Origin of the sequence: Paenibacillus sp. JNUCC32 (assembly GCF_014863545.1) — a bacterium.
GTDB classification, from domain to species: domain Bacteria; phylum Bacillota; class Bacilli; order Paenibacillales; family Paenibacillaceae; genus Paenibacillus_AQ; species Paenibacillus_AQ lautus_A.
In genome coordinates, this window is sequence record NZ_CP062260.1 from 1,759,414 (window position 1) to 1,783,494 (window position 24,081).

At 52.4% G+C, this 24,081-nt stretch carries 18 protein-coding genes; all 18 read left to right on the forward strand.

Features of this window, described 5'->3' with window-relative positions; all coding sequences use genetic code 11:
• The first annotated feature begins 24 nt into the window (after positions 1-24).
• The 18 genes from JNUCC32_RS08095 to JNUCC32_RS08180 all read left to right on the forward strand — a co-directional run bounded on the left by JNUCC32_RS08095 (position 25) and on the right by JNUCC32_RS08180 (position 24,033).
• A complete protein-coding gene (locus JNUCC32_RS08095; RefSeq protein WP_228468899.1) occupies positions 25-2,142 on the forward strand; it encodes a family 10 glycosylhydrolase in 2,118 nt (705 codons plus the stop codon).
• The gene (locus tag JNUCC32_RS08100) at positions 2,129-3,106 is read left to right on the forward strand and encodes an ABC transporter permease (protein WP_192571609.1); all 978 of its coding nucleotides are present in this window, start codon (positions 2,129-2,131) and stop codon (positions 3,104-3,106) included. Before JNUCC32_RS08095 ends, JNUCC32_RS08100 begins: the two co-directional genes overlap by 14 nt.
• A 56-nt stretch (positions 3,107-3,162) precedes the next feature.
• The gene (locus JNUCC32_RS08105) at positions 3,163-4,044 is read left to right on the forward strand and encodes a carbohydrate ABC transporter permease (protein ID WP_096774075.1); all 882 of its coding nucleotides are present in this window, start codon (positions 3,163-3,165) and stop codon (positions 4,042-4,044) included.
• A gap of 157 nt (positions 4,045-4,201) precedes the next feature.
• Entirely contained in the window at positions 4,202-5,752 is a 1,551-nt protein-coding gene (locus JNUCC32_RS08110) for an extracellular solute-binding protein (RefSeq protein WP_192571610.1), read from the forward strand.
• Positions 5,753-5,904: 152 nt separating this feature from the next.
• Positions 5,905-8,004 (forward strand): hypothetical protein, encoded by a 2,100-nt coding sequence (locus JNUCC32_RS08115; protein WP_192571611.1) that lies wholly within the window; start codon positions 5,905-5,907, stop codon positions 8,002-8,004.
• A 110-nt stretch (positions 8,005-8,114) separates the two neighbouring features.
• Entirely contained in the window at positions 8,115-10,451 is a 2,337-nt protein-coding gene (locus JNUCC32_RS08120) for a helix-turn-helix domain-containing protein (RefSeq protein ID WP_192571612.1), read from the forward strand.
• Between the two features lie 55 nt (positions 10,452-10,506).
• Positions 10,507-11,391, forward strand: a complete 885-nt coding sequence (locus JNUCC32_RS08125) for an NAD(P)-dependent oxidoreductase (RefSeq protein ID WP_192572621.1) — start codon at positions 10,507-10,509, stop codon at positions 11,389-11,391.
• A 386-nt stretch (positions 11,392-11,777) separates the two neighbouring features.
• A complete protein-coding gene (locus tag JNUCC32_RS08130) occupies positions 11,778-12,188 on the forward strand; it encodes a DUF6157 family protein (protein WP_192571613.1) in 411 nt (136 codons plus the stop codon).
• A 269-nt stretch (positions 12,189-12,457) separates the two neighbouring features.
• On the forward strand, positions 12,458-13,471 hold the full coding sequence (locus tag JNUCC32_RS08135; RefSeq protein ID WP_096774069.1) for a LacI family DNA-binding transcriptional regulator: 1,014 nt from the start codon (positions 12,458-12,460) through the stop codon (positions 13,469-13,471).
• Between the two features lie 13 nt (positions 13,472-13,484).
• Positions 13,485-14,927, forward strand: a complete 1,443-nt coding sequence (locus JNUCC32_RS08140) for an extracellular solute-binding protein (protein ID WP_228468900.1) — start codon at positions 13,485-13,487, stop codon at positions 14,925-14,927.
• A gap of 70 nt (positions 14,928-14,997) precedes the next feature.
• Complete coding sequence (locus JNUCC32_RS08145; RefSeq protein WP_192571615.1) at positions 14,998-15,870, forward strand: ABC transporter permease subunit; 873 nt, start codon at positions 14,998-15,000, stop codon at positions 15,868-15,870.
• An 8-nt stretch (positions 15,871-15,878) separates the two neighbouring features.
• On the forward strand, positions 15,879-16,745 hold the full coding sequence (locus JNUCC32_RS08150; RefSeq protein ID WP_192571616.1) for a carbohydrate ABC transporter permease: 867 nt from the start codon (positions 15,879-15,881) through the stop codon (positions 16,743-16,745).
• A 22-nt stretch (positions 16,746-16,767) separates the two neighbouring features.
• Positions 16,768-18,084: a CehA/McbA family metallohydrolase gene (locus tag JNUCC32_RS08155; RefSeq protein WP_192571617.1), complete on the forward strand. Its 1,317-nt coding sequence runs from the start codon at positions 16,768-16,770 to the stop codon at positions 18,082-18,084.
• A gap of 62 nt (positions 18,085-18,146) precedes the next feature.
• Positions 18,147-18,731, forward strand: a complete 585-nt coding sequence (locus JNUCC32_RS08160; RefSeq protein WP_096774064.1) for a TetR/AcrR family transcriptional regulator — start codon at positions 18,147-18,149, stop codon at positions 18,729-18,731.
• 139 nt (positions 18,732-18,870) lie between these two features.
• Complete coding sequence (locus JNUCC32_RS08165; protein WP_192571618.1) at positions 18,871-20,088, forward strand: MFS transporter; 1,218 nt, start codon at positions 18,871-18,873, stop codon at positions 20,086-20,088.
• 173 nt (positions 20,089-20,261) lie between these two features.
• A complete protein-coding gene (locus JNUCC32_RS08170; protein ID WP_096774062.1) occupies positions 20,262-21,518 on the forward strand; it encodes an MFS transporter in 1,257 nt (418 codons plus the stop codon).
• A 152-nt stretch (positions 21,519-21,670) separates the two neighbouring features.
• Entirely contained in the window at positions 21,671-22,693 is a 1,023-nt protein-coding gene (locus tag JNUCC32_RS08175) for an ROK family protein (protein ID WP_192571619.1), read from the forward strand.
• A 128-nt stretch (positions 22,694-22,821) separates the two neighbouring features.
• Positions 22,822-24,033: an MFS transporter gene (locus JNUCC32_RS08180; protein ID WP_228468901.1), complete on the forward strand. Its 1,212-nt coding sequence runs from the start codon at positions 22,822-22,824 to the stop codon at positions 24,031-24,033.
• The last annotated feature ends 48 nt before the right edge of the window (positions 24,034-24,081 follow it).

Sequence of the window (24,081 nt, forward strand, 5' to 3'; positions counted from 1 at the left end):
CCACAAGCAAAGGAGGGAATGGGGATGAAATGGTGGTCAACGAACCGTCTCCGATTGATTCAAAATAATCTTCGCGAGACGGACGCCGATATGGATGTGGATCTTTTGATTCGCGAGCTCAAGTCGTTCCAAGCGAATGTGCTCATGATGAATGCAGGAGGCATATTTGCGTTCTATCCATCATCGCTTATGCATCAATATGTAACGCCTTATTTAACCAAGGACCTTCTGGGGGAAGCGGTAGAAAAAGCCCATGCTAATGGATTGCGATTTATTGCGCGGTTCGATTTCAGTAAAGCGCATGAATCGTTGTGGATGCGGTATCCCGAATGGTTTTACCGGGACCGGGAGGGGCGGGAGGTCAATTATCACGGCATCGTTCATACGTGCCTGAATGGAGTCTATCAGCAGGTGAAGTCGCTGGAGAGCATTCAAGAAGTGCTGGAGCGTTATCCGGTGGATGGGATTTTCTTCAATATGTTCGGCTACCAGCATTGGGATTACAGCGGAAATTTCTATGGTCCTTGTTATTGCCCAAACTGCCGCTTGCGGTTTCGCGAAGTAACCGGCGAAGATTTGCTTGCGTATACCGGTCCCGAACATCCGATGCACGAGCTGTACAGGTCCTTCCAGGAACGGACGTCAAGGGAAATGCTGGAGCGCATTCACGGATTCGTGAAGTCGCTGCGGTCCGATGTGGCCATTAGCACGTATCACCCACACCGGGTCGATATCGTCCGCAAGGAATCGAATACGTCGCTGAAAAGGAGCGGCCAGCCTTGGCTGTATTCAGCCTCGGAGAATGTTGCGTCCATACAAGACAGCTGGGATGACAAGCTGGTCAGCAACTGCAGCATTAATGCCATCGACCTGGCCTACCGTTTCACAGGAGTATCCGAGAATGAAAATGCGATCCGTTTATATCAAAGCATCGGAAGCGGATCGGGGCTGGATTTCTGTATTATCGGGGCATTCGAAGGATACCCGGACCGGGCAAGCTTCGAAACGGTAAAGGATATTTTCCGATACCATGCGGAGCACGAGGAGCTGTTCGGACAGCTCGGCTCCATGGCTGAAGCGGCGCTCGTCAAGCCAGCGGCCCCCGAAGCAGCAGCGGAGTATCACGGTATGTTCAAAATGCTAAAGGAAGAGCACGTCCTCTTCGACGTGGTGATGGAAGAACAGCTGGTGGCCATGGAGTCCAAACTAATGCATATGCGAGCGGTTATTCTTCCCGGCGTTCAGGGATTGTCGGTGGCGGCGGCGCGAGCGCTGCATCGGGCGGCGGATGCCGGCGCGGTGCTGGTCGCAACGGGAACCGCGCTGGAGCGGCAGCCGGAGCTGCTTAAGGAATGGTTCGCGGCCTCGTTCGCCGGCGTGAAACAATCGGAGCCGGGCGCTTACCTGGACGTTTCGGACAAGTCGCATTTCCCCGGATTTGCCCATGGCCGGGACTGGATCGTCGCGGGCGGAAGCTTTGCCCGCGTTGCCTTTGACCCGGATACGACCGAGTGCCGATTGCCATTCATCGAACCGTCCACGTTCGGGCCGCCGGAGCGTGCCTACGGCCACCGCATCGGAGCAGATTACGGTTTGGGGCTGCACAGGCGGGTCGGCAAGCAGGGAACGGTCCGAACCGGCGTGTATATGCCTTGGAATCCAGGCGAGCTCTACTATCGCCACGGGTTCGAGGACTACAGGCAGGTAATGGCGGACGTTCTACATGACATCGTGCCGAATCGGGTTGCTACTACGAACGCACCTCCATGTCTAGAGTTGTTCGTTCACCGTTTGAAGGAGGGCGGATGCCTGGTTCAGCTGCTGAATCTCTCCGGATATAACGGGACGACTTTTATGAATCCGCTTCCGTTATATGATGTTCAGGTGGAACTGACCGTTGATCGCGTGGACGAAACCGCTGTAGCGAATGCGTCGGGGTCTTGGCCGCAAAAGTGGATGCTGCCAAGAAACGCGGTAGCGAGGGGCAGGCTGCTCCGTGCCGAATCCGATGCGCAGGTGGAAACCTCGCAAGATCGCGTGACGGTGACGCTGCCGCAAATCGGCCGTTATGAAGCGGTTTGGCTTCAGGCCGCGCCTGTCGGCGATCGAAAGGAGCTGATCACCAGCGATGCCAAAGCCTAAATCTGCTATACCTACCCAAAGGGCCGGCAGGGTCTTCAAGCCGGGCCTAACGCTTCGCCCGGGCAGTCTCGCGTCCCGCATCGTCAAGCACCGCGTCATTTATTTGCTGCTGTTGCCCGGGCTGCTCTTCTTCTTGCTGTTCAAAATCGCTCCGATGTGGGGGCTGCTTTTGGCCTTCAAAGATTACAATCCGTTTCTTGGCTTTGCCGGAAGCGAATGGGCTGGATTTAAGCACTTTGCGGATCTGTTCTCGAGCTCCAACTTCTATATTATGTTGCGGAACACGTTTGCGATCAATATGATCGCGCTGATCTTCCATTTTCCGCTCCCAATCCTGCTGGCCCTGATGCTGAATGAAATCCGGCATGAGAGCTTCAAGCGCCTGAACCAGTCCATAGTATACCTGCCTCATTTCCTGTCGTGGGTCGTCGTGGCCAGCATGACGTTCTTTCTGTTGTCGACGGACGTGGGGATCGTCAATAAACTCATTGCCGAAAGCGGCAGGGATACCGTTTCCTTTCTGTCCAACCCCAATTACTTCTGGGGACTTCTGACCGCGCAAAGCATGTGGAAGGAGGCCGGATGGGGAACGATTATCTTCCTGGCGGCCATGGCGGGCGTGGATCCCCAGCGCTACGAAGCCGCCGTCGTGGACGGGGCGGGCAGGTTCCGCCAGATCTGGCATATCACGCTTCCGGCCATCCGGCCAACGATCATCATTTTGCTTATTCTTCGGCTGGGCAGCATGGCGGACACTGGCTTCGAGCAGATTTTGCTGATGATGAATCCGCTGGTGCGCTCGGTGGCGGAGGTGTTCGATACGTACTCCTACACGCACGGCATTCTTCAAGGGAAAATCAGCGTAGGGGTGACGGTCGGCATGTTCAAGGGACTGGTGGGGCTCGTCCTGATCGTGGCCGCCGACAAAATCGTAAAGCGGCTCGGCCATGAAGGCATTTATTAAGCCTCCAAAGGCGTCTGCCGAATACTCATTATGCTAAACGAAAGGAGGAATTCCGCGTGAGCTTCGTTATCCGAAAAAAAGGGCTAAGCTTGTTCGATTGGGTCAACTACAGTCTAATCACCTTGTTCTCGGTCGCATGCTTGTTTCCGTTTCTATACGTGTTCAGCGTTTCCTTTACGGATCCCGAGGTCTATGTTCCGCTTAAATTTTATTTGTTTCCCGAGCAGTGGTCCCTGGAGTCCTACAAGTACATTCTATCGACCAACAGCTTTATGAATGCGTTTAAAAGCACCGTTTTCATCACGGTCGTCGGTACCGCGCTCAACATCGTCGTTTCCTTTACGATGGCCTACGCGCTGACGAAACGGTCCATGCCCGGGAATCGCTGGGTAATGGGGCTCGTCATCTTCACGCTGGTGTTCAGCCCGGGTATCGTGCCCAACTACTTGCTGGTCAAGGAACTAGGCCTGTTGAATTCCTACTGGTCCATGATCTGGCCGGGCCTGACCAACGCCTGGAGCTTGATCGTTATCAAAAGCTTCTTGGATTCGCTTCCATCCGAATTGGAGGATTCCGCGAAAATGGACGGCTGCTCGGATATGGGCGTTTTTTTGCGAATGATAATCCCGCTGTCGATGCCGGCGATCGCCACCTTCACCCTGTTCTTTGCGGTCGGGCATTGGAACGCCTATTTTAACGCCTTGATTTACTTATCGGATTCCAGCAAGTGGACGCTTCAGCTGTTGATTAAAACGCTGGTCATCGATTCCAATTCGGTGGCGGTGGCCCAGGCCGGGGCAAGCGACGAAAACGTGGTGCCGCAAGAGACCATCCGGATGGCCTCAATTGTACTAGCGATGGTACCGATCTTGGTTGTTTACCCATTTCTGCAAAAGCATTTTGCTAAAGGGGTGATGCTCGGGTCGATTAAAGGTTGAGGAAGGATGCGGCAACGATCCCCTTACGCATCGGAATTGCGATCAAAATGCGATCGGTTAGGTTGAAAGCGTTATCCCGCCGCGAATGACGGGAAGGAGTTAGGATTTTGTTCAAGAACAATACATGGATGATGAGCATCCATAAGGAGGGGTTTACATGAAAAACACATCAAAGAAGGGGAGCTCGCATAGAAGCTGGAAGCCCTGGCTCGCGGCCCTCATGGCCGTCGTCATGCTGGCAGGCTGCGGGGGGCAGGCGGGCGAGAAACCGCAGAACGCCGGAGGATCGGAAGCAGAAGGCAATGACGGCAAGCCGATGACAATCAAAATGTTTGCCGGGCTCTATAACGAGATCCCCGACATGAACAATGACTATTGGAAGGAATGGGAGCGCCGCACCAACGTCAAGCTGGACGTGGAATGGGTGCCGTCGGGGGATCTGGACACGAAGCTGGATTTGCTGCTGGCCTCCGGCGATCTGCCCGAAGTCGTGGCCTATCAGAACCCGATCCGCCCTACGCTGATTACGGCTATCCAGAACGGCGCGTTTTGGGATTTGACCCCGTTCCTGGGGGATCTCAGCGAATACCCGAATCTGAAAAACAACCTGGCCCCGGATGCCTTGAAATATCTGTCGGTCGAGGGAAGCATCTATGCGGTGCCGCGGTCCCGTTCGCGGATCGACGGCGGGCTGAAAATACGCGAGGACTGGCTGAAGAAGCTGAACATCAAGGTTCCGACCGATTTCGAAGAATACAAGGAAGCATTGAAGAAGATCGTCGATGCCGATATGGACGGCAACGGGAAGAAGGATACGGTAGGTCTCCTATATATCAAAAACCCGCCCGCATCATTCCAGGCCGGCTTCGGCGTATACAATCCGACCTATACCGATGATGGCGGGCTGATGAGCCCGTCCCTTACGCCTCAGTACGTCGAGATGGTGGAATGGCTGCGCGGACTGTACGCGGACGGCCTGATGTCCAAGGAATACGCGGTCATGAAGGAAAGCCAGGCGGAGGAACTCTTCAAGACGAACCGCGCCGCTTCCTATGGCCGTCCGATCTGGTGGGATCATGAATGGGAGCAGGCGATGAAGAAGTCCGGTCAGCCTGATGCCAAAATCCTGAACGTGACCTTGAAGGGACCGAAAGGGGATTATGCGGTCGGTCTGGAAACCGGCGTAGCCGGCGGGTTCTACATCTCCAAGAAGGTGCCGGAGGAGAAGGTGAAGCAGCTGCTCAAATATTTCGACCAGACGGCGTCCCAGGAAATGACCGATTTTGCCTATTACGGCATTGAAGGCGTCCATTACACCGAAAAGGACGGGCAGAAGGTGCTGACGGAACAAGGGGTCAAAGAAGTCAATACGACGAGCAAGGGAGCGGGCGTACTGGCTTATGCCAAGTGGGGCAAGGTGATCAGCGCTTCCGGCGATAAAGCCTTTAACGATGCCAAAATCAAAGAGGTGGAAAATTACGACGAGATCGGAAAAATCGACCACTATCGCGTCATCACGTCCGAGGGCTGGCGCAGCACATGGCCTAAATACAGCGACGAATATGCTTCCATGGTGACAAAGGCGATCGTCGGGCATATTCCAATGGAGGAGTTCCGCGCATACGTTGATCAGCTGAACAACCAGCCGGACATTCAGGAAGCGTACCAACAAATGGCCGAAGCATACAAGCAGTTCAACGGGGAGTAACGGACAGTCGGCTCGGGCGGTCTCGCATTCTGGAGCGAATATGTTGAAGAACGGGAGGAGACAGCATCGTTGAAGCCTCTGTTCAAACCGGCTGTCTCCGCCTTGCGAATCGCCCGTTTGTTGCCAGTTTGAAATGAGAAGGAGGTAAGGCAATGACGAAGGTTAATGAGGAACGCTTCTGGTGGCACAAGCCGCTGCGCGTCATACAGCCCAATATGCAGGTCCAGGATACCGCCTGCATCGACCCTCCCCGGCTTGCCGCGCAGCTGAAGGAGATGGGGGCGAATGCGATGGTCTTCAATACAGGCGGCATATATGCCTGGTATGACACGCAGGTTCCATACCATACCGTGAACGGATATCTCCCTGAGGGGCGCGATTTGCTCGGGGAACTGATCACGGCCTGTCACCGTGAGGACCTTCGCTTTATCGCCAGGTTCGACTTCAGCAAAGCGGATGACAGTGCGTATCTCCGAAGGCCGGAATGGTTCGTCCGCAAGGAGGGCGGCCGCCCGGAGATCATCGGGGCTGAACGGCCCGGACCGTGGCCGCTCTTGATGTCCACCTGCATCAACGGCGGCTACCGCAATGCGGATGTCGCCGCTCCGGTGCTCCGCGAAGCGTTGTCGCGGTATCCGATCGATGGCATTTTTTTTAATAACCCCGGTTATGTGTTCTGCCGATGCGAGCGATGCAGGCGTAAATACGCGGAGCAGTACGGCAAGGAATTGCCGGATTCCTCGCGGGAGCTGGAGCCGGATTTCGCGGCGAGAAGCTTCGATGACAATATGGAAGCGATGTATGACCTGATCAAGCTGGAGAGGCCGGAGGTGCCCATGATTCTATACTACAACCTCCACCGTGACAATCTGTCGAAGCGCGTTCAGATCACTGATATGCTGTGTACGGAGCCGCAGGACGTACTCTCGCTCGGCCATGCCCGGATCCCTGAATTCTGGAAGCCGGCTCTCAGCATCAAGGTGGGGCGGTCGGTTCCGGGCAGGCCGGCTCCGTTTGGCATCGTGCATTCCTGCCCGGGCATGGATTGGCGCCATACCGGGCTTCCGGTAGCGGAATATCGCTTCTGGCTGGCTCAAATTCCGGCCAACGGCGGTCAGATCTGGCACTCCGTCACGGGCATACCCGATACGATCGAAGACAAGCGGATTATGAAAACCGTAGCCGAGCTGAATCATCATGCCGCCAAGCTGGATGCTTATATGGACGGAGCCGTATCGGCTGCGGAAACCGCCCTGCTCTGGAACGAGCGCGGCGAGGCGCAGAGCTGGGCCGAAACGATGATCAACCGGCAAATCCCGTTTGACGTGCTGCTTCCCCAGAGCAGGAAGGATTGGGAGTTGGACCGCTACCGCGTTGTATTGATTCCCGAAGGAACGGAATATACCCCGTCCTTGATCCACGACTTGCGTTCGTACGTACATGGTGGGGGACAACTGCTAACGGAAGGGGCACTTCCTTCCGCTGCAGCCGACGCCGGCGTCAAGCCGCTCCATGAGCTGCTAGGCATTTCGGAGGAAGCCTTCAAAAGCGAATACCTGATTGCCTCCTATTTACGGTTTCAGGAGCTGCCGTGCGAGATCAACCCGCTTCAGCAGGGAATGGATACGACGGCGCTGATCGCTCACCGCGGCCATGTCGCTTATGTTCAGCCGCACAGTGAAGCGGTTCGGGTACTGGCGACGCTCGTACCGCCGTTTTCTCCGCCGGAAAGCGTGGGAGCTCCTCCGGAGCGGGCTTCGCTGCCCGTTTCCCGCACCGATCTGCCGCTGGCTTTGGAGCATTCGTGGGGATCGGGCCGCGCCATGTACTTCGCGTTCTCGCTGGGCGCACTGCTCCGCGAATTCAGGCTGCCCGAGCATGAGATGCTGCTGGCTAACGCGATTGACCACCTGCTTGACGGGAGGCCGCTGCTGTCTGTAACGACTTCGTATCCCGGACTGCAGACGACCCTGTTCCGAAGCGGCAGTGATCTGCTGCTCCACTTCGTGAACGGAGCCGGCCGCCGGCCGCTTGCAGTGGCGCTGCCTCTGCACGACATCGAGGTCCGGCTGAGACCGGGGACTAGATGGCCTACAGGGAGCGGCTTTAAACTGGAGATGTTGATCGGCGGAGGCTGTATAGAAGGATTCGCAGCGAACGACGAATTGAACTTCACCCTGCCGCGGCTGGAGGTTTGGGAGTGCATTCGGATTCCGCTGAATCCCACCGTTAACGCTGTTGTTGAAGGATAGAGGAAGCGGGAGGACGAAGTATAACAGGTGTAGGATCATCCGTAGAGAGTTGCGGATGGCACAGTGATCCGCAGGGCAGTTCCTGCCGCGGGAACCGGAGGTGATAAATCGTGAGGTCTCTTTGGCAGCATATTCAGGCATCGTTCCTCCGCTGGTTCTCCGCGAACCGCTATCTGAAGCGTCTGATTTGGCTCGGATGTCTGTCGGCCGTAATTCCGGTGATCCTAGCCGGAAGCGCGTACTACCATTTCTCCATGAAAAAGCTGACGGTCCAGTTCCAGGAAAATAATATGGCTTCCTTGATGCAGCTGAAGGACCGCGTCGAAAATATCATAACAAGCATCGAGCATGAATCGCTTCAGCTTGCCAGCGGTCCGCTGATTCGCAGCGCGCTGGAAAATCCCGAATATGAGACGGACTACATGCAGCAATTGGATATGCTCAAGCTGTTTCAATTGCACAAAAATACTAATAACCTGATCGAAGACATCCTGTTTTACGATGTTCGGCACCGGCTGCTGCTGTCGCATTCCTATGGCCTGGTCCACCTGGACGGGTATAAAGGAAAAGAAGATATTGAGCAAGCCCTGGCGAAGGAAGGGGGAGCGAGGTGGATGCACCTCCCGAAGTCGTCGGAGAACGGATACGTCTCTTACGTCCGCCATCTTCCCGTTATGGTGCAGGGCCAACCGAGGGGCACCATCCTAATACACGTGAAAGAGGAATCGCTTCGCAGCCTTTTGAACAATTATTCCCTTTCCCTGGAGGAGCAGTCGCTGGCCATTCTGGACTCCGATCGCCGGGTCATGCTGCATACGGATGGACGCAGCGAGATCGGCAAAACCGCGGATGAAGACCCCATTTTGGGATCTTTGGTAGAGAACGGGGAAACGTCCGGCCATGACGTCATGACCGGGGAGGACGGCAAGGAACTGATCGCCTTTTACAAGACGTCTATGGGCCGTCTATACGTGTCCCGGATGCCGGAGCGGGAGATGATCGAGCAATTGAGGTGGATCCGCGTCCTGATCGTCATGTCGGTGACCGTCTTCATGCTGATCGCGGTATTGCTCACCTGGCTCTCGTCCAAAATCGCGTACAATCCGATTCAGCAGCTCCTTCGTTACGGGGAGCATTTGAGAAGAAACGGCAGGAGTGGGGTGGAGAGCTCCGTCAAAGAGAATGAAATCGAATACATCCGCTCCTCCCTCAGCTACTTAAACGAGCAGGCGGAATCCCTGAACAGCTACATTCGAAAAATTCAACCGGATTTACGGGAACGGTTTCTGCAGCGTTTGCTGCTGTCCGGAAGCTCATGGCGGTCCGGCACACTGGAGGAGGGGTGCGCGAAGCACAAGATCCCGATGAGCGGACCATATGCCACGATGGTGGTGAAAGTCGAGAATCCGGTGAAAAAACGATTCTTGCCTAACGAAGGTCCGGTCATCGTGTTTGCGGTCAAAAACGTCATGTCCGAGCTGCTGGCAAACAACCGGCAGCTGGAGGGCTACGTGGTGGACCGGGAGGATCGTGAAGCGGCGGCGATCCTGAGGCCGGGAGAGCCCGGGGCTTCCCCCCAGGAGTTCCGCGACCTCCTCGCATGTTATGCGGAATCCGTCAGCCAGTCCCTGGCGCGCTATCTTTCATTTTCCGCGTCCATCGGCATCGGCAATACTGGAACATTGACCCGGGCGGCTGAATCCTATAAGGAGGCGCAGCTTGCTCTGCAATATCGCCTGTTCCATGATGCGGATACCGTACTGTTTTATGAAGACATGATCCGAATCGAGCGTAATCCCGTGTTCATGTATCCGAAGGATATCGAATCGGAGATGATCGAATATTTGTGGAACGGGGATCTTCCGCAGGCCGAGGCGTCGCTTCATGAATTTTCCCGGCGTATTCGGGTGTCGGAATCGTACAACGTGACCTCCCAGAGCTATTACGTGCTGCTCTCGGCCATAGTCCAGTCGATGGAGGAGAAAGGTCCCGGCGTGCTGGAGCTGCTGGGGGGTAACCTGTTCGACCAGCTGAAGGAGAACCAGACCTCCCGTGAAATGCATGACTGGTTCATCGGCGTGCTGTTCCCGCTGTACCAGGAAATCAGCCATGACCTGCGCACCCGATCCACCCGCCTAATCGTTCAGCGGGTATGCAGCCATATCTGCCGTCATCCCGATGGTGCTCATTCACTGGCGGACTGTGCCGAGCTGGTGGGGGTGAGCCCATCGTATCTCAGCCGGCTGTTCAAGAAGGAGATGGGCATATCCTTTGTTGAATACGTCATGAACTTCAAAGTGCAGAAGGCGAAACAGCTGCTCAAGGATACGGATTACACGGTCACGGAGATTGCTGAAATCGTCGGTTATTCCGAACGAAACCTGAACCGGGCCTTTCAGCGATTCCTGCAGATGTCTCCACGGCAGTATCGGCTGTCGGTAAGATAGGAAAACTGCTTTTACAGACTCAGGCTTATATAGAATAAAAGGAGAGGATCACATGATGACAATCGCACCGAATCAAACGACCGTAGGGTTTATCGGCTTGGGCGTAATGGGCCACAGCATGGCAGGGCATATCCGGAAAGCCGGCTACCCGCTGCACGTATACACGCGAACCGCCTCCAAGGCGGAGCGGCTGGTGGCGGACGGCGCCGTATGGCACGATACCCCGGCCAAGCTGGCGCAGGCCTGCGACGTAATCATTACGATGGTGGGCTACCCGAAGGATGTCGAGGAACTCTATTTGGAACCGGACGGGCTGGTGGCGCATGCCAGGGAAGGGGCATATCTGATCGATATGACGACGTCCAGTCCGCTGCTAGCCCGCCGTATTTATGAAGCCGCCTCGTCGAAAGGGCTCCATGCCATGGATGCTCCGGTCTCCGGCGGTGACGTGGGGGCACGTGAGGCGAGACTGTCCATCATGATCGGCGGGGAAGAGGGAGACGTCAAGGCGGTGCAGCCGCTGCTGTCGACGATGGGAAGCAATATTGTCCATCAAGGGCAAGCCGGCGCCGGACAGCATACGAAGATGTGCAACCAGATCGCCATTGCCTCTAACATGATGGGAGTCTGCGAGGCGATGGCCTATGCGGAGTGCGCCGGGCTGGATCCCGAAATCGTGCTCAAGAGCATCGAGAGCGGAGCGGCGGGCAGCTGGTCGCTTAGCAATTTGGCTCCTCGCATGATTGCCGGGAATCTGGAGCCGGGATTCTATATCAAGCATTTCATCAAGGATATGGGAATCGCGCTGGAATCCGCTAAGGCGATGAACTTGGTTACGCCGGGCTTGTCCCTAGCCGAATCGCTGTACAGCCAGCTGGCCGAGAAGGGGCTTGAGGATAAAGGCACGCAGGCTTTGATTAGATATTATACGGGTGAATGAGATTCGGATTCTTGTGCCTCAATAACATAACAGTCTCAATTTCCCGGAAGGACGGATTGAGGCTGTTATTTATTCCAGGACATTAGGAAACTTATCAGGATAAAGTCATGAGCACTTCATTTTTGGCGATTACGATTTAAGAGAAGCCTGTCCATGATGTCCGTCGGGATGTTGATATTCGGACCGTTGATTGAAAAGGGATTGTTCTTGCCCATACAACTGTTTTGATCTCCAATAAGTGAGTGGTCGAAGCCAGCATCCGCTGCCTGGAGCCGCTGCTTCGGATACAAGGCGGAAGAGATTCAAGATTCAAGCGCTAGTCTGTAGATGATGCTACGATATGATGTATACTGAATGTTAATTAGAATTGGAGGTTATTCTTACATATGAAAGACATGAATGAATACGACACCTTTATTCAAATTGCCGAAGACTGCCCTGTCAGCGAGGCCGTCATTCCGAAAGCAAAAGGCGAGTCTAAGACCATACCGGTGATTCAGTATGAGCTGCTGTCGAACCACCCTTACCGATACACGCAAGAAGATGTATTGTTCGAAGTGTTTGCCGAGCGTAATCAGATTCCGGAAACGGAAAGAGCAGCCGCTCGCGAGAAGTTTTTTTCGAAAGGGCAGCCTTGTCTCCGAACCTCGTCCTTAGGCAAGCGCTATGGCTGGGGGATTCATCATGACGCTGAAGGGAAAGTCGCAATCTACGCCGTAGAGTCAGACGAATACCTCAAACTCATGAACGATCAAAGCATTACTCAATGTAAAGCGATGCGCTCAAAGAAAGCCTAGGAGATACGCGGGAAGGATAAACTTTAACGGTAATTGAGCTCAGTAGGGATAGCTTTTCTATCATATACGTGCATACCAAGTCGCCTGATAGGCGGCTTTTTTGGTTTGTCAAAAAGAAACGAGTTTTATACCTAAGATTTAATTTTCAATTAACATAAACCTGCATTCTATTCAATTATTCTTTTTTAAAATCAATCACGTAGGGTTATTAAACCGGTTTAATGATCAAGCAATCCATCAGAATCTGCTAGAGAAAGGAACAACGATAGATGGCTACCATTGATGACGTTGCCAGGATGGCTGGAGTATCCAAGGGAACCGTGTCCAGTGTGTTCAGCAAAAAAAGGCCGATCAGCCAACAAGTGACGGAGCGGGTATTAGAGGTAGCCCAAGAGCTGGGATATTTCCCGAATCACCTGGCCCGAAGCCTGGCGATCAAGAGGACGATGAGCATCGGCCTCAAGATACCTCTCCCGCCTGATGGGACGATGACGGCATTCGATACTCAGTTGATTAACGGTGTCATCAAGGAATGCTCCAAGCAAGGGTACCGCCTAGTTCTGGACACCTTGCCCGAGCAGGAGGATCCCACTTTGTATTCGCAGGATCCTGTCGATGGCGTCATTCTGCTCAACCCGCGAAAAAATGATTTGCGAATTCAACGGTACCTGATGATGGGCACTCCTTTAGTGCTGGTGGGGCGGTCGGATCCTTATGACGATACGATCAGTTACGTAGATAACAACAATGCAAACGTGGCTCAAATGGTTGGAGATTATTTGCTCCGGAGCGGACATCAAACTGTTCTCTTCCTGAATGCATCCTCCGATATGACCGTGTCCTACGATCGACAACTTGGCTTGGCGGAGGCTTATAGCCAACACGGCCTGCCGATGCCCGAAGAGTATGTGGTGTACTATGACCACAAGCTGCATGCCAACGGAACGGAATACGGATATATGTCCATCATGAACACTTATGGAAACATGAATTATACGGCAGTCATTACGGACACGGATCGAGTGGCGCTTGGCGTGCTGAGGGCTGCCAGGGAGCTGGATATCGAGGTGCCCGAACAGCTGTCGGTCATCGCTCTCAGCAATGATGCTATTCTGGCTCAGGATATGAATCCAAAGCTGACATCCGTGGAATTGTCGGCAGAGACGCTCGGAGCGGAAGCAGCCAAGCTGTTGTTCGAGAAAATAAGCGATAAACGTATCCACAGGCAAATCATCATACCCGCGCAGCTGGTTGTGAGGGAATCCTGCAAATTTCTTTCTTAACGACAATGAAGGAGTGGTTAGCTTGGTAAAAAGAATCAAGATCATGAGTGCAATCATGGCTGTATCTCTGTTCGGCGGGCTGCTTGCGGGTTGTTCCCCGAACGCCGGCAGCAGTAGCACACAGGAAGGCGGCAATGCCGCGTCCCAAGCTGCATCGAATGCCGAAGAACGCACGCTCAAAATCATGACGGGTGTCATCGGCGGCAAAACGCCTGAGGAGAATACGCAGTTCGAGCAGGAAATCGAGCGTCTAACCGGCATCAAGGTTACGATGAACAAGCCGGCTGCCGACTATGACCAGAAGCTGCTGGCAGCCATCGCTTCCGGGGAAAAGTTCGATCTGCTGCAGATCAGCAAGGAGAAAATGTCCACGTTCATTGATCAAGGAATTCTTACACCGTTGACCGATCAAGTGAACGGCTCCAAGGTGCTTTCGGATCCCAATGTCATTCCGGCCAAGGAGTGGGAACAAGTCAAGACGAAGGATGGCGAGATCTACGGCGTGTTCACCAAGTACCAAGGAGGAACGATGCCGATCGTTCGCAAGGACTGGCTGGACAAATTAAATCTGCCCGAGCCTGAAACGCTGGACGATTATTACACCGTCCTCAAAGCTTTCACCGAACAAGATCCGGACGGCAACGGCAAAAAAGACACGTACGGACTCAGCACGGCCGGCATGTACGAACTGCAGGGCTTCTTCAGCGCCGCAGGCCTGAAACAGCGATATGTCGAAACCGCTGACGGCAAGCTGGACGTTCCGTATTCCACGGATGCGGCCATCCCGGTTTATGAATGGCTGAACAAGCTGTTTGAGGAAGGCATTCTGGATCCGAACTTCACCACGAATGACACCGGTAAAATGCGCGACCTGTTCCTTGCCGATCGCGTCGGCATGATTACGTATTGGGACGCTTGGGTGGGCATGCTGAACAACACGCGCCATGAACAAGACCCGAATACGGAATTCGAAGCGAAGGGCTTGCCGGGTGCAGCCGATGCGAACGGCAACCACATGCTGCGCAGGGGCGATCCGGACGTATGGGTTATACCCGTTAATGCGGAGCATCCGAAAACAGCTTTCGAATTCATTGAATGGTGGCATTCCGAGGAAGGGATAACCCTGGGCAGCTTAGGCATCAAGGATGTGGATTACACGGTTGACAACGGCAAGTTTACGCTGACGCAAACCGGTAAAGAGCATGCTTCCGATCATGGCGTTCCTTTCTGGTACAACCGTAATGTCGAAGCGCCTTTCGGTAAACTGCCGGGCGTGCAGGAAGCGCAGGATCTCGTCGATCAATACGCTGCTTTGGAAATGACGCCTTCCCATTGGGCAGATGCCGAGAAGATCATCAATGAACATTCCTTCAAAGCGATCATGGGCGAGATGCCGGCAGCCGACGCCGTAAAGAAAATGCGGGAAGCACTTAAAGCCGGCGGGTATATCGATTAAAAGCTTTAAGAGCAGGGGGCGGTGATCACGCCGCTCCCTCTTTATTTTTCGATCATGGTGGTGAATTTCCGTGAAAGCCGTATTCAAATACAAAACTCTATATTTTATGATGCTTCCCATCCTGGCCTATTTCCTCATCTTTTCCTTTTATCCGCTGGCCCGGGGACTTGCCATCAGCTTTCAAGATTACCGGCTGATCGGTGACCGGCCCTTTATCGGTTTCGATAACTATCTGAGGGTACTGAAGGATCCGGTGTTTTGGGAAGTTTTTCAAAATACGATCGTGATCGGCGCGGGAGGCTTTATCATCAACTTCTTTTTGCCGCTGATTCTTGCGCTCTCCTTAAATGAAGTGGCTTCCGCCTGGTTCAAAAAAATGACCCAGATGATTGTCTATTTACCTCATTTATTCTCTTGGGTGGTCGTAGGCGGGATGTGGATTCTGCTGTTGTCTCCGGATACAGGCATCGTGAACCAGATCATTCAGCTATTCGGCGGCCAGTCGGTCGGGTTCCTCTCTTCGGATCGTTATGCCCGCACCGTCATGATCCTTACTTCAGGTTGGAAGGAGATGGGATATACCTGCATTATGTACCTGGCCGCCATCGTAAACATTAATCCCTCGCTGTATGAGGCTGCTAGCATGGACGGCGCCAGTCGCTGGCAGAAGGTCCGTTACGTCACCGTTCCGATGCTTCGTTCCACCATGAAAGTGGTCATCATGTTAAATGTATTGGGTATCCTGCGTTTGTTCGATCAAATATTCGTGATGAGTAATGGCGCCATTGCCAAGAAAGTTGACGTCATTATGATGTACACCTATCAAAAAGGGATATTGGAATTTAGCGTTGGACCTGCAACGGCGGCCGGCTTCCTGGTGATTTTGGCAACATTCACGCTGACGTATGTAACAAGAGCGGTGATCCGCTATGATGAAGGGTGAGTCGGTATATGAAATCAATGAATAAAATAAGCTTGCCTGGCCGTTTGTTTGATACGATCAATGTTCTGTTCCTCCTTCTGCTCGTTTTGACTATGGTTATTCCGTTCATAAATACACTCGCGCTTGCATTCTCATCCAATTTTGCTTCCATGCAGCCGGGGATCGTACTCTGGCCCAAGGAATTCAGCCTCGAGGGATTCTCCACCGTATGGAACCGCATGAAGCTTTATTTGCCTTTTACGAACAATGTCATTGTGACCGTTGTCGGTACCTTAGGTCATGTCTTCCTAAGTTCCATGGCGGGCTATGTCCTGATACAGAAAGGACTTCCCGGTAAAAAGTGGATGTTAACCGCGATCCTGCTAACGATGATGATTCCAAGCGAGGCGATTATGATACCGCTCTATATCGTGAATCAGGATTTAGGACTCCTTAACACGCTGTCCTCATTAATACTTTCAGGTTTCGTATCCGGATTCAGTGTCATCCTCATGCGAAATTTCTTTTTGAGTGTTCCTTACGAAATGTCGGAATCTGCCCGGATTGACGGAGCCGGAGATCCTCGGATCTTCTTTACGATGTACTTGCCGCTTGCGAGCGCAGGACTGGCAACGGTTACGCTGTTTGAGTTCGTCAGTCGCTGGAACCAATTCACGCCGGCCGTCCTTTATATCAACGACTCGTCCAAATATACGCTGCAAATCGCGCTGAAATCGCTCATCGTCGATACCGATTCGACCTCGAGCAATTTCATGATCACGACCAATGTCCGAATGGCGGGGATTGTCATTGCCCTGCTCCCGCTCATCATCATCTATCCGTATGTGCAAAAGTATTTTGTCAAAGGAATGTTTGTCGGCGCAAATAAAGAATAGGCAGAGAAGAGGAGGAATTCATATGACACAACAAATCGAGCGGAGGACCACATCGGTTTACAAACGATACATTGAACATTCGGAACAAAGTTCGTACATTGAAATTCCGTTCCAAATGCCACCGGATGTCGAAGAAATTCACGTAAGCTATCTGGTGGATTCCCGTGGCGGCGACCCTGCCGAAGCGGTCATTGATCTAGGGATACGGGACGCCGAGAAAGTAAGAGGCTGGAGCGGAGGGGCTCGTCAGGAATTCAATATCGGTCCGAATACAGCCACCCCGGGTTATCTGCCCGGACTATTGGCCACAGGAGAATGGGCTATTCTCCATAATGCCTACAAGGTGCCCGCTGAGGGTTGCTTGGTCACGATCGAAATCGAGTTTACCTACAAAACATGGCGCTGGCTGAAGGGAGATCTTCACACGCACAGCGTTCATAGCGACGGGTCTTATACGCTGGAAGAAAATGCGGCCATCTTGGAAAGCCTAGGCTGCGATTTTATGGCCATGACCGATCATAATACGAGCAGCCAGAACCTTGCCTATCCGCGCGGGACCTCGGTGCTTATGATACCGGGTACGGAGTTTACGACGAATTATGGTCATAGTAATTTCCTTGGCGTGTCGAGCCCCATGGATGATTTTCGCGTATCGGGCATATCCGATGTTCACGAGAAGTTTCGAATCGCCCGCGAGCGGGGGGCCAAGATTGTGCTGAACCATACGCACTGTGATCACTGCCCGTGGGAGTGGGATTTCGATGTGGATTACGACGGGGTAGAAATTTGGAACGGGCCATGGAGAGAGCACAACAGACGCGCGCTTTCTTGGTGGCAGGAGCAGCTTGTCGCAGGGAGACGCCTGGTAGCCGTAGGCGGAAGCGATGTGCATCGACCGGATTCCTATGTGAAGCATGCGATGCCATGCGTATGGGTCTGGACCCATGAAAAAACGGTGGAGGGTGTTCTAAACGGTATTAAGGATGGCCGCGTCGTGATTACCAATTCGCCAGACGGCCCTTTTGCCAACCTTCAGTGCGGTGATTACGGGATTGGAGATGAAGTGCCATATGAGCAAGCCAGTCACGAGGTGGTCGTTCAACTGGATGATTTAATGGCGGGCGATCTGATTCGCCTGTACAGCGAGCGCGGTCTTGAGGCAGAAACTGCTGTCGACTCGGAAGGTGGCGTTATACTGACGTTTGACGCAAAGCATAGATGCTTCTTACGGGCAGAGGTTTGGCGGCAGTTCGGACAGGCGGATGGCATGTCGATGGCTGTAGTGACAAACCCCATCTATTTTGCTTCGAATGGAGGTACGGCGAAAATAAGTGATTGAAAAAAATACTGGAATGTTCGTTCCGAATAGTCTATACTCGTGTTGAGAAGGAGGAGGTATGAATGGGACGGACCAAAGAATTTGACCGTGAGCAGGTGCTTCGCAAAGCGATGATCGTTTTTTGGGAGAAAGGGTACGAGGGGGCAAGCATACCGGATTTATTGCAAGCGATGGAATTAAGCAGGTCCAGCATGTACGAAACATTTCAGGATAAACAAACGCTTTATTATGAGGCCATCCAGCAATACAAAAAAATGTCGCAAAAAAAACGCGATCTGATGAACCATGCCCCTTCTGCGATCGCCGGGATCCGCCAATATTTTGAACTGCATATCACGAACGCGTTTGCGACGCACGGTGAAGCTTACCCGAACGGATGTCTGATTACGAACGCTTCCGTGGGTCTGGATGCCATGGATGAGCCCTTGCAGAATACGATTCGCCAAAGCTTTACGGAGCTGGAGCAGCTGTTCTACGAGAAATTAAAAAAGGGCCAGGAAACGGGCGAAATTTCCCCCGAGAAAGACATAAAGATGCTGTCGTTCCTGCTGCTTAATCTCAACCACGGCATCAACGTGATGGCCAGGATCCAAAGCGACAGCGATAAAGTCCGCGGCATGATGAACGCCGTTATCGAGTCGCTGTAGAGCTTTTTTTTTCATCATTCCGGAACAATCATTCCGATTGGATCCCCCTTGCTTAAGCATGCAGGGGGAACGTATTCCCATATTGGAATGAACGTTCCAATATGATTACACTATCATTTTTATAAAAGGAGTGCTTCTCATGAATGTTAATGGAAATGCAAAGGGCAAGTTGGAGATTTCCGCGTCCCCCTGGATTATGCTGATTCTTGCTGTTGCGTGCGGCTTGATCGTTGCCAATCTTTACTATACGCAGCCTTTAGTTGAGTCGATCAGTTCATCTATAGGATTATCTTCAGGAGCCGCAGGGGTTATCGTCACGCTGACCCAAATCGGTTACGGGATCGGCTTGCTGTTCATCGTTCCTTTGGGAGATTTGCTTGAAAATCGCAAACTGGTGGTTACGCTGCTGATGCTGACGGCCATCGTCTTAATCTTTGCCGCCGCAGCCCGAAACGCCGCTCTGTTTCTTGCCGCCTCCTTGTTTATCGGCGTGGGGTCCGTTGCGGCCCAGATCCTGGTCCCTTATGCAGCGCATCTCTCCCCGGAGGAGACGAGAGGACGCAATGTCGGTAATGTCATGAGCGGACTGTTGTTAGGAATCATGCTGGCCCGTCCGGTTTCGAGTTTGGTGGAAAATTACTTCGGCTGGCATGCTATCTTTATGATGTCATCCGCCATTCTCTTCGTGCTGGCTCTGGTTTTGATCAAAGTACTGCCGGCAAGGAAGCCGCAAACAACCGATAATTATCCTGCAATCATCACATCCATGCTGGGGCTGCTGAAAACGACGCCGATACTACGTCGCAGGGCGCTGTATCACGCTTTTCTGTTCGGGATGTTCAGCCTGTTCTGGACAACGGTTCCGCTTGTATTAACAAGTCCGCTGTATCACTTTTCCTCTGCAGGCGTTGCGTTGTTTGCTTTGGCTGGAGTATCAGGCGCTGCCGCCGCACCGCTTGCCGGCCGCTTTGCGGATAAGGGTCTGATCCGGCCCGCAACCGGAATTGCCATCGTGCTGGTGATACTATCCGGACTTTTGCCGATCGTGTTTGCCGGCGGTTCTCTGCTTTCTATCGTGATCCTGGTACTTGCCGCCATCCTGCTGGATATGGGCGTGTCCGCCAATTTGGTGTTGGGACAACGCGCGATTTTCACGTTGGGAGCCGAGGTGCGGAGCCGGCTGAACGGCTTGTATATGGCGATCTTTTTTGCCGGCGGGGCCATAGGCTCCGCAGCCGGGGGATGGGCCTACGCTATGGGCGGCTGGAAAGCGGCGATGTGGCTGGGCGTTCTTTTTCCGGCCTTGGCATTGCTCTACTTTTTGACGGAACGCAGGGTGGAGCGCGGCAGCAAATAAGAAAAAGCGAAGCATGTTTTCATCAAGCGGTTAAAGGATAAATTATAAATAATATGTAGGGTATATGTATCGTAGATAATCCATAATGAGCAATTAAAAAGAAATGTCGCCTAACGTTAAACGTTATAATGAGTGTAATTCGCGTGAGCGAGACCATACGAAAGGGTGGGACGATGTCAGAAACCGAAGATGCCCAGAAAATCCATTGGAAAAGGAACATCATTCTCTTTTTAAGCAGCCAAACACTCTCGCTGTTCGGGTCTGCCTTGGTTCAATATGCCATTATGTGGCACATTACGCTGACGACGCAGTCGGGCATCATGATGACGCTGTATATTATTTGCGGATTCATTCCGACGTTCCTGCTGTCGCCTTTTGCCGGGGTATGGGCGGACCGCTTCAACCGTAAAACGCTCATTATGATCGCGGATTCCATGATCGCGGTGGTTACGCTGATGTTGGCCATTACGTTTATGCTTGGCTATCAGGCGGTTTGGCTGCTGTTTATCATTTCCGCCGTACGCGCGCTCGGGGCCGGCATTCAGACTCCAGCGGTCGGAGCCATATTGCCTCAAATCGTGCCGCAAGATAAGCTGACGAAAGTAAACGGTATTAACGGCAGCCTACAAGCGCTGATCATGTTCGTAGCGCCCATCGTCAGCGCGGGATTGCTCACCGTAGCAACGATCGAAGCGATTTTTTTTATCGACGTCGTTACGGCTGCGATCGCGATCTTCACATTGTTTGCCTTTCTCAAAATTCCGCTGCACAAAAAGGCGTCGGACACGCAAAGCACGGGCTATCTGGACGATTTCAAAGAGGGCTTGGCCTACATTAAACAGCATGCTTTTCTCAAGTCGTTTTTTATCTTCTTCGCCTTTTTCTTCGTGCTTATGGCGCCTGCAGCCTTTCTGACCCCGCTGCAGGTTACCCGCAGCTTCGGGGACGATGTATGGCGCTTGACGGCAATCGAAATCGCGTTTTCCGTCGGCATGATGGCTGGAGGGGGGATCATTGCTTCCTGGGGCGGCTTTAATAATAAAGTGTACACGATGGCTATAGCCAGCTTCGTCATGGCCGTGTCCACGTTTGCGCTCGGCATTGTGCCTGTTTTCTGGATTTATTTGGCCATCATGGCTGTATTCGGAGTAGCGATGCCCATATTTAATACGCCAACAACCGTCATGCTGCAGGAGAAGGTGGATGAAAATTATCTGGGGCGTATATTCGGTGTCTTCGGGATGATTTCGACTTCCATGATGCCTATCGGGATGCTGATATTCGGTCCGCTTGCCGACGTGGTCAAAATCGAATGGCTGCTGGTCGGTACCGGATTGTTTATGCTCGTGCTTACCGTTTTCTTCATGCGCAATAAGCGATTGGTTGAAGCGGGCATGCCGCTGCCGCAGGAAGAAGCCTCACCGAATTAATTTACCGGATCTCATCTCAGTAACATGAAAGCCGCATGACATATGCGGTTTTTTTGTTCTTAACGCATAATTATGCCGTTTTGTATACCAGGAAAAGTAGTATATCATAGGGATAACATAGATTAAGTTGAAACATGTGTGCAGGGGGGCTTATGAAAAAAGCAAACGCTAACTTAATGAAAGAAATCAATTTAAATAATGTTCGCAAAACCATGAAGCGAGTAGAAACGGCGACGAAGCCCCAATTGGCGTCATTGACCAAGCTGAGTGTGGTTACGGTGAATTCGTTGGTCAAGGAGCTGTACGAGCTTGGGGAATTGTTTGAAGACGATATCGTTCCGTCCAACGGCGGGAGGCCCGCGCTTACCTATAGATATAATTATAATTTCAGCCTGGCTCTTGTCGTTTATTTGAAGGAGAAACAGGGAGAAGAGCTGATCTCGGCAACCGTCGTGAATTTGGAAAATGATCTGTTGGCCAAAGAAGAATACACCATGCCTGTATTCGATCGACAGCGCTTCTATGAAATCATTGAGCATTACATTGGGCTTTATCCCTCCATCAAGGTGATTGGCATCGGCATACCGGGACAGGCCGTCAATGGAGAAATTACGGTAAGCAGTCATCGAGAATTAACCGGGTTTCGCATGATTGAAGAGATCGAATCTCAATTCGGGCTGCCCGTAATGGTCGAGAATGATGTGAATGCAGCCATTAGCGGTTATTCGATGAAGGAAGATTTGGAAGGGGACCAATGCGTGCTAGGCATGTACTTTCCTATGAAATATCCACCCGGTCTAGCTATTTATCTCGATGGGAGGATCGTTAAAGGGAAGAACGGCATGTCGGGCGAGATCAAATTTCTGCCCATTGGCCTTGATTGGAATCAAGAGATGACAACGGAGAAGTTTGTGCAAGCTGTGTGTAAAATCATACATACTGTTAATGCCGTCCTGGCACCTGACAAAATCGTGATATATCAATACCGAATGGAGGCAGATGCCTGGTCTCAGGCTTGGGAAGCTTATCGGCTTCAACATCCCATGCCTTCTTACCCCGAAGTGGTGTTGAAGCAGACGTTTCAAGAGGACTTTGAAGCAGGCATGCGCTGGCTAACCCTGCAAGAATTGGAACCGACCCTTGATCTTACAGTTGACCGGAACCCTCGGAATTGAAATTCCGGGGGTTTTTGCGTCTAGAATCTTGACAAAAAAAAGATGCTGCTGCATATTAAATAAATACACTTTATAAAGACAGTTTATTTAGTGGAAACGATGCATTTATAATGGGAGAAGGTGTACGCTTGGCAACCTGGTTTTTGATTATCATTTATCTGGCTTTTATTAGTTTGGGACTACCCGATTCTTTACTTGGATCGGCCTGGCCGGTGATATGGCCCGACATCGGGTCTTCCGTCGGCTCTGCAGGAATCGTGTCCATGGTTATTGCAGGAGGAACCATTGTTTCTAGTCTGGCAAGCGGCTCTATGATAAAGCGGTTAGGAACAGGGAGAATCACCCTGTTCAGCTGCTTCCTGACTGCAGGAGCACTGCTTGGTTTCTCCTTGGCTCCCTCTATGGCATGGCTTGTCGTTCTGGCCATTCCACTGGGATTAGGGGCGGGTGCTGTGGATGCCGCTTTGAATCATTATGTTGCTGAAAATTATAAGGCGCATCATATGAACTGGTTACATTGCTTTTGGGGTGTCGGGGCAACAATGGGGCCCATTATTATGTCCTCTTACATTGCAGATCATAATTCTTGGAGAAGCGGATATACAGCTGTATCCATAATCCAGTTCTCGCTCGTAATCATTTTGCTCATTACGCTCCCTTTATGGAAACGCGTCGCAGCTATGCGGGAGATTGACCGGCCGCAAACCGAAAATGTAGTCGATAATGAAAAGCGCCAACAGGAGCAGATCGTAAAAGCAGGCATATTTCGAATCAGAGGCGTTAAACCAACGCTTACGGCATTTTTATTCTATTGTGGAGTCGAAACCACGGTGGGGTTGTGGGGAGCTAGTTACCTTGTCGGTGCTAAACATATTTCAGCCGATACGGCTGCCATATGGATTTCTTTATATTACGGAGGTATTACGCTAGGCAGACTGATTACCGGCTTTATCACGCTGAAGGTTGGCAATCGTCTGTTGATCCGCTATGGACAGCTCATCACCATTCTAGGAGGGATTATCCTTGTGCTACCTCTTAGTGCTTCCTTTTCTCTGACGGGATTCATGCTGATTGGACTTGGCCTTGCGCCCATTTATCCTGGACTTCTTCATGAAACGCCGTCTCGGTTCGGAAAAGAACATTCGGCCAAGCTGATGGGTTATCAAATGGCCGTCGCCTATACGGGGACCACGCTGCTTCCCCCCATGTTTGGATTGGTCGCTTCGCAGACAAGCATCGGATTGTTCCCTTCCGTTGTGCTTGCCTTCCTCATCTTCATGTGGCTAAGCGCCGAGAAAGTGAACCGAATTTTGAGCAAGCAAGCGAACCAAAGGACGTAATTGTTGGCGCGTCCACCACATGATAACCACAAAGTTGGTGCTATAAGA

Bases quoted from the DNA above. Each gene is read 5' to 3' on its own strand.
- JNUCC32_RS08095 (WP_228468899.1), top strand. From the start codon at position 25: ATGAAATGGTGGTCAACGAACCGTCTCCGATTGATTCAAAATAATCTT.
- JNUCC32_RS08100 (WP_192571609.1), top strand. From the start codon at position 2,129: ATGCCAAAGCCTAAATCTGCTATACCTACCCAAAGGGCCGGCAGGGTC.
- JNUCC32_RS08110 (WP_192571610.1), top strand. From the start codon at position 4,202: ATGAAAAACACATCAAAGAAGGGGAGCTCGCATAGAAGCTGGAAGCCC.
- JNUCC32_RS08115 (WP_192571611.1), top strand. From the start codon at position 5,905: ATGACGAAGGTTAATGAGGAACGCTTCTGGTGGCACAAGCCGCTGCGC.
- JNUCC32_RS08125 (WP_192572621.1), top strand. From the start codon at position 10,507: ATGACAATCGCACCGAATCAAACGACCGTAGGGTTTATCGGCTTGGGC.
- JNUCC32_RS08130 (WP_192571613.1), top strand. From the start codon at position 11,778: ATGAAAGACATGAATGAATACGACACCTTTATTCAAATTGCCGAAGAC.
- JNUCC32_RS08135 (WP_096774069.1), top strand. From the start codon at position 12,458: ATGGCTACCATTGATGACGTTGCCAGGATGGCTGGAGTATCCAAGGGA.
- JNUCC32_RS08150 (WP_192571616.1), top strand. From the start codon at position 15,879: ATGAAATCAATGAATAAAATAAGCTTGCCTGGCCGTTTGTTTGATACG.
- JNUCC32_RS08155 (WP_192571617.1), top strand. From the start codon at position 16,768: ATGACACAACAAATCGAGCGGAGGACCACATCGGTTTACAAACGATAC.
- JNUCC32_RS08160 (WP_096774064.1), top strand. From the start codon at position 18,147: ATGGGACGGACCAAAGAATTTGACCGTGAGCAGGTGCTTCGCAAAGCG.
- JNUCC32_RS08165 (WP_192571618.1), top strand. From the start codon at position 18,871: ATGAATGTTAATGGAAATGCAAAGGGCAAGTTGGAGATTTCCGCGTCC.
- JNUCC32_RS08170 (WP_096774062.1), top strand. From the start codon at position 20,262: ATGTCAGAAACCGAAGATGCCCAGAAAATCCATTGGAAAAGGAACATC.
- JNUCC32_RS08175 (WP_192571619.1), top strand. From the start codon at position 21,671: ATGAAAAAAGCAAACGCTAACTTAATGAAAGAAATCAATTTAAATAAT.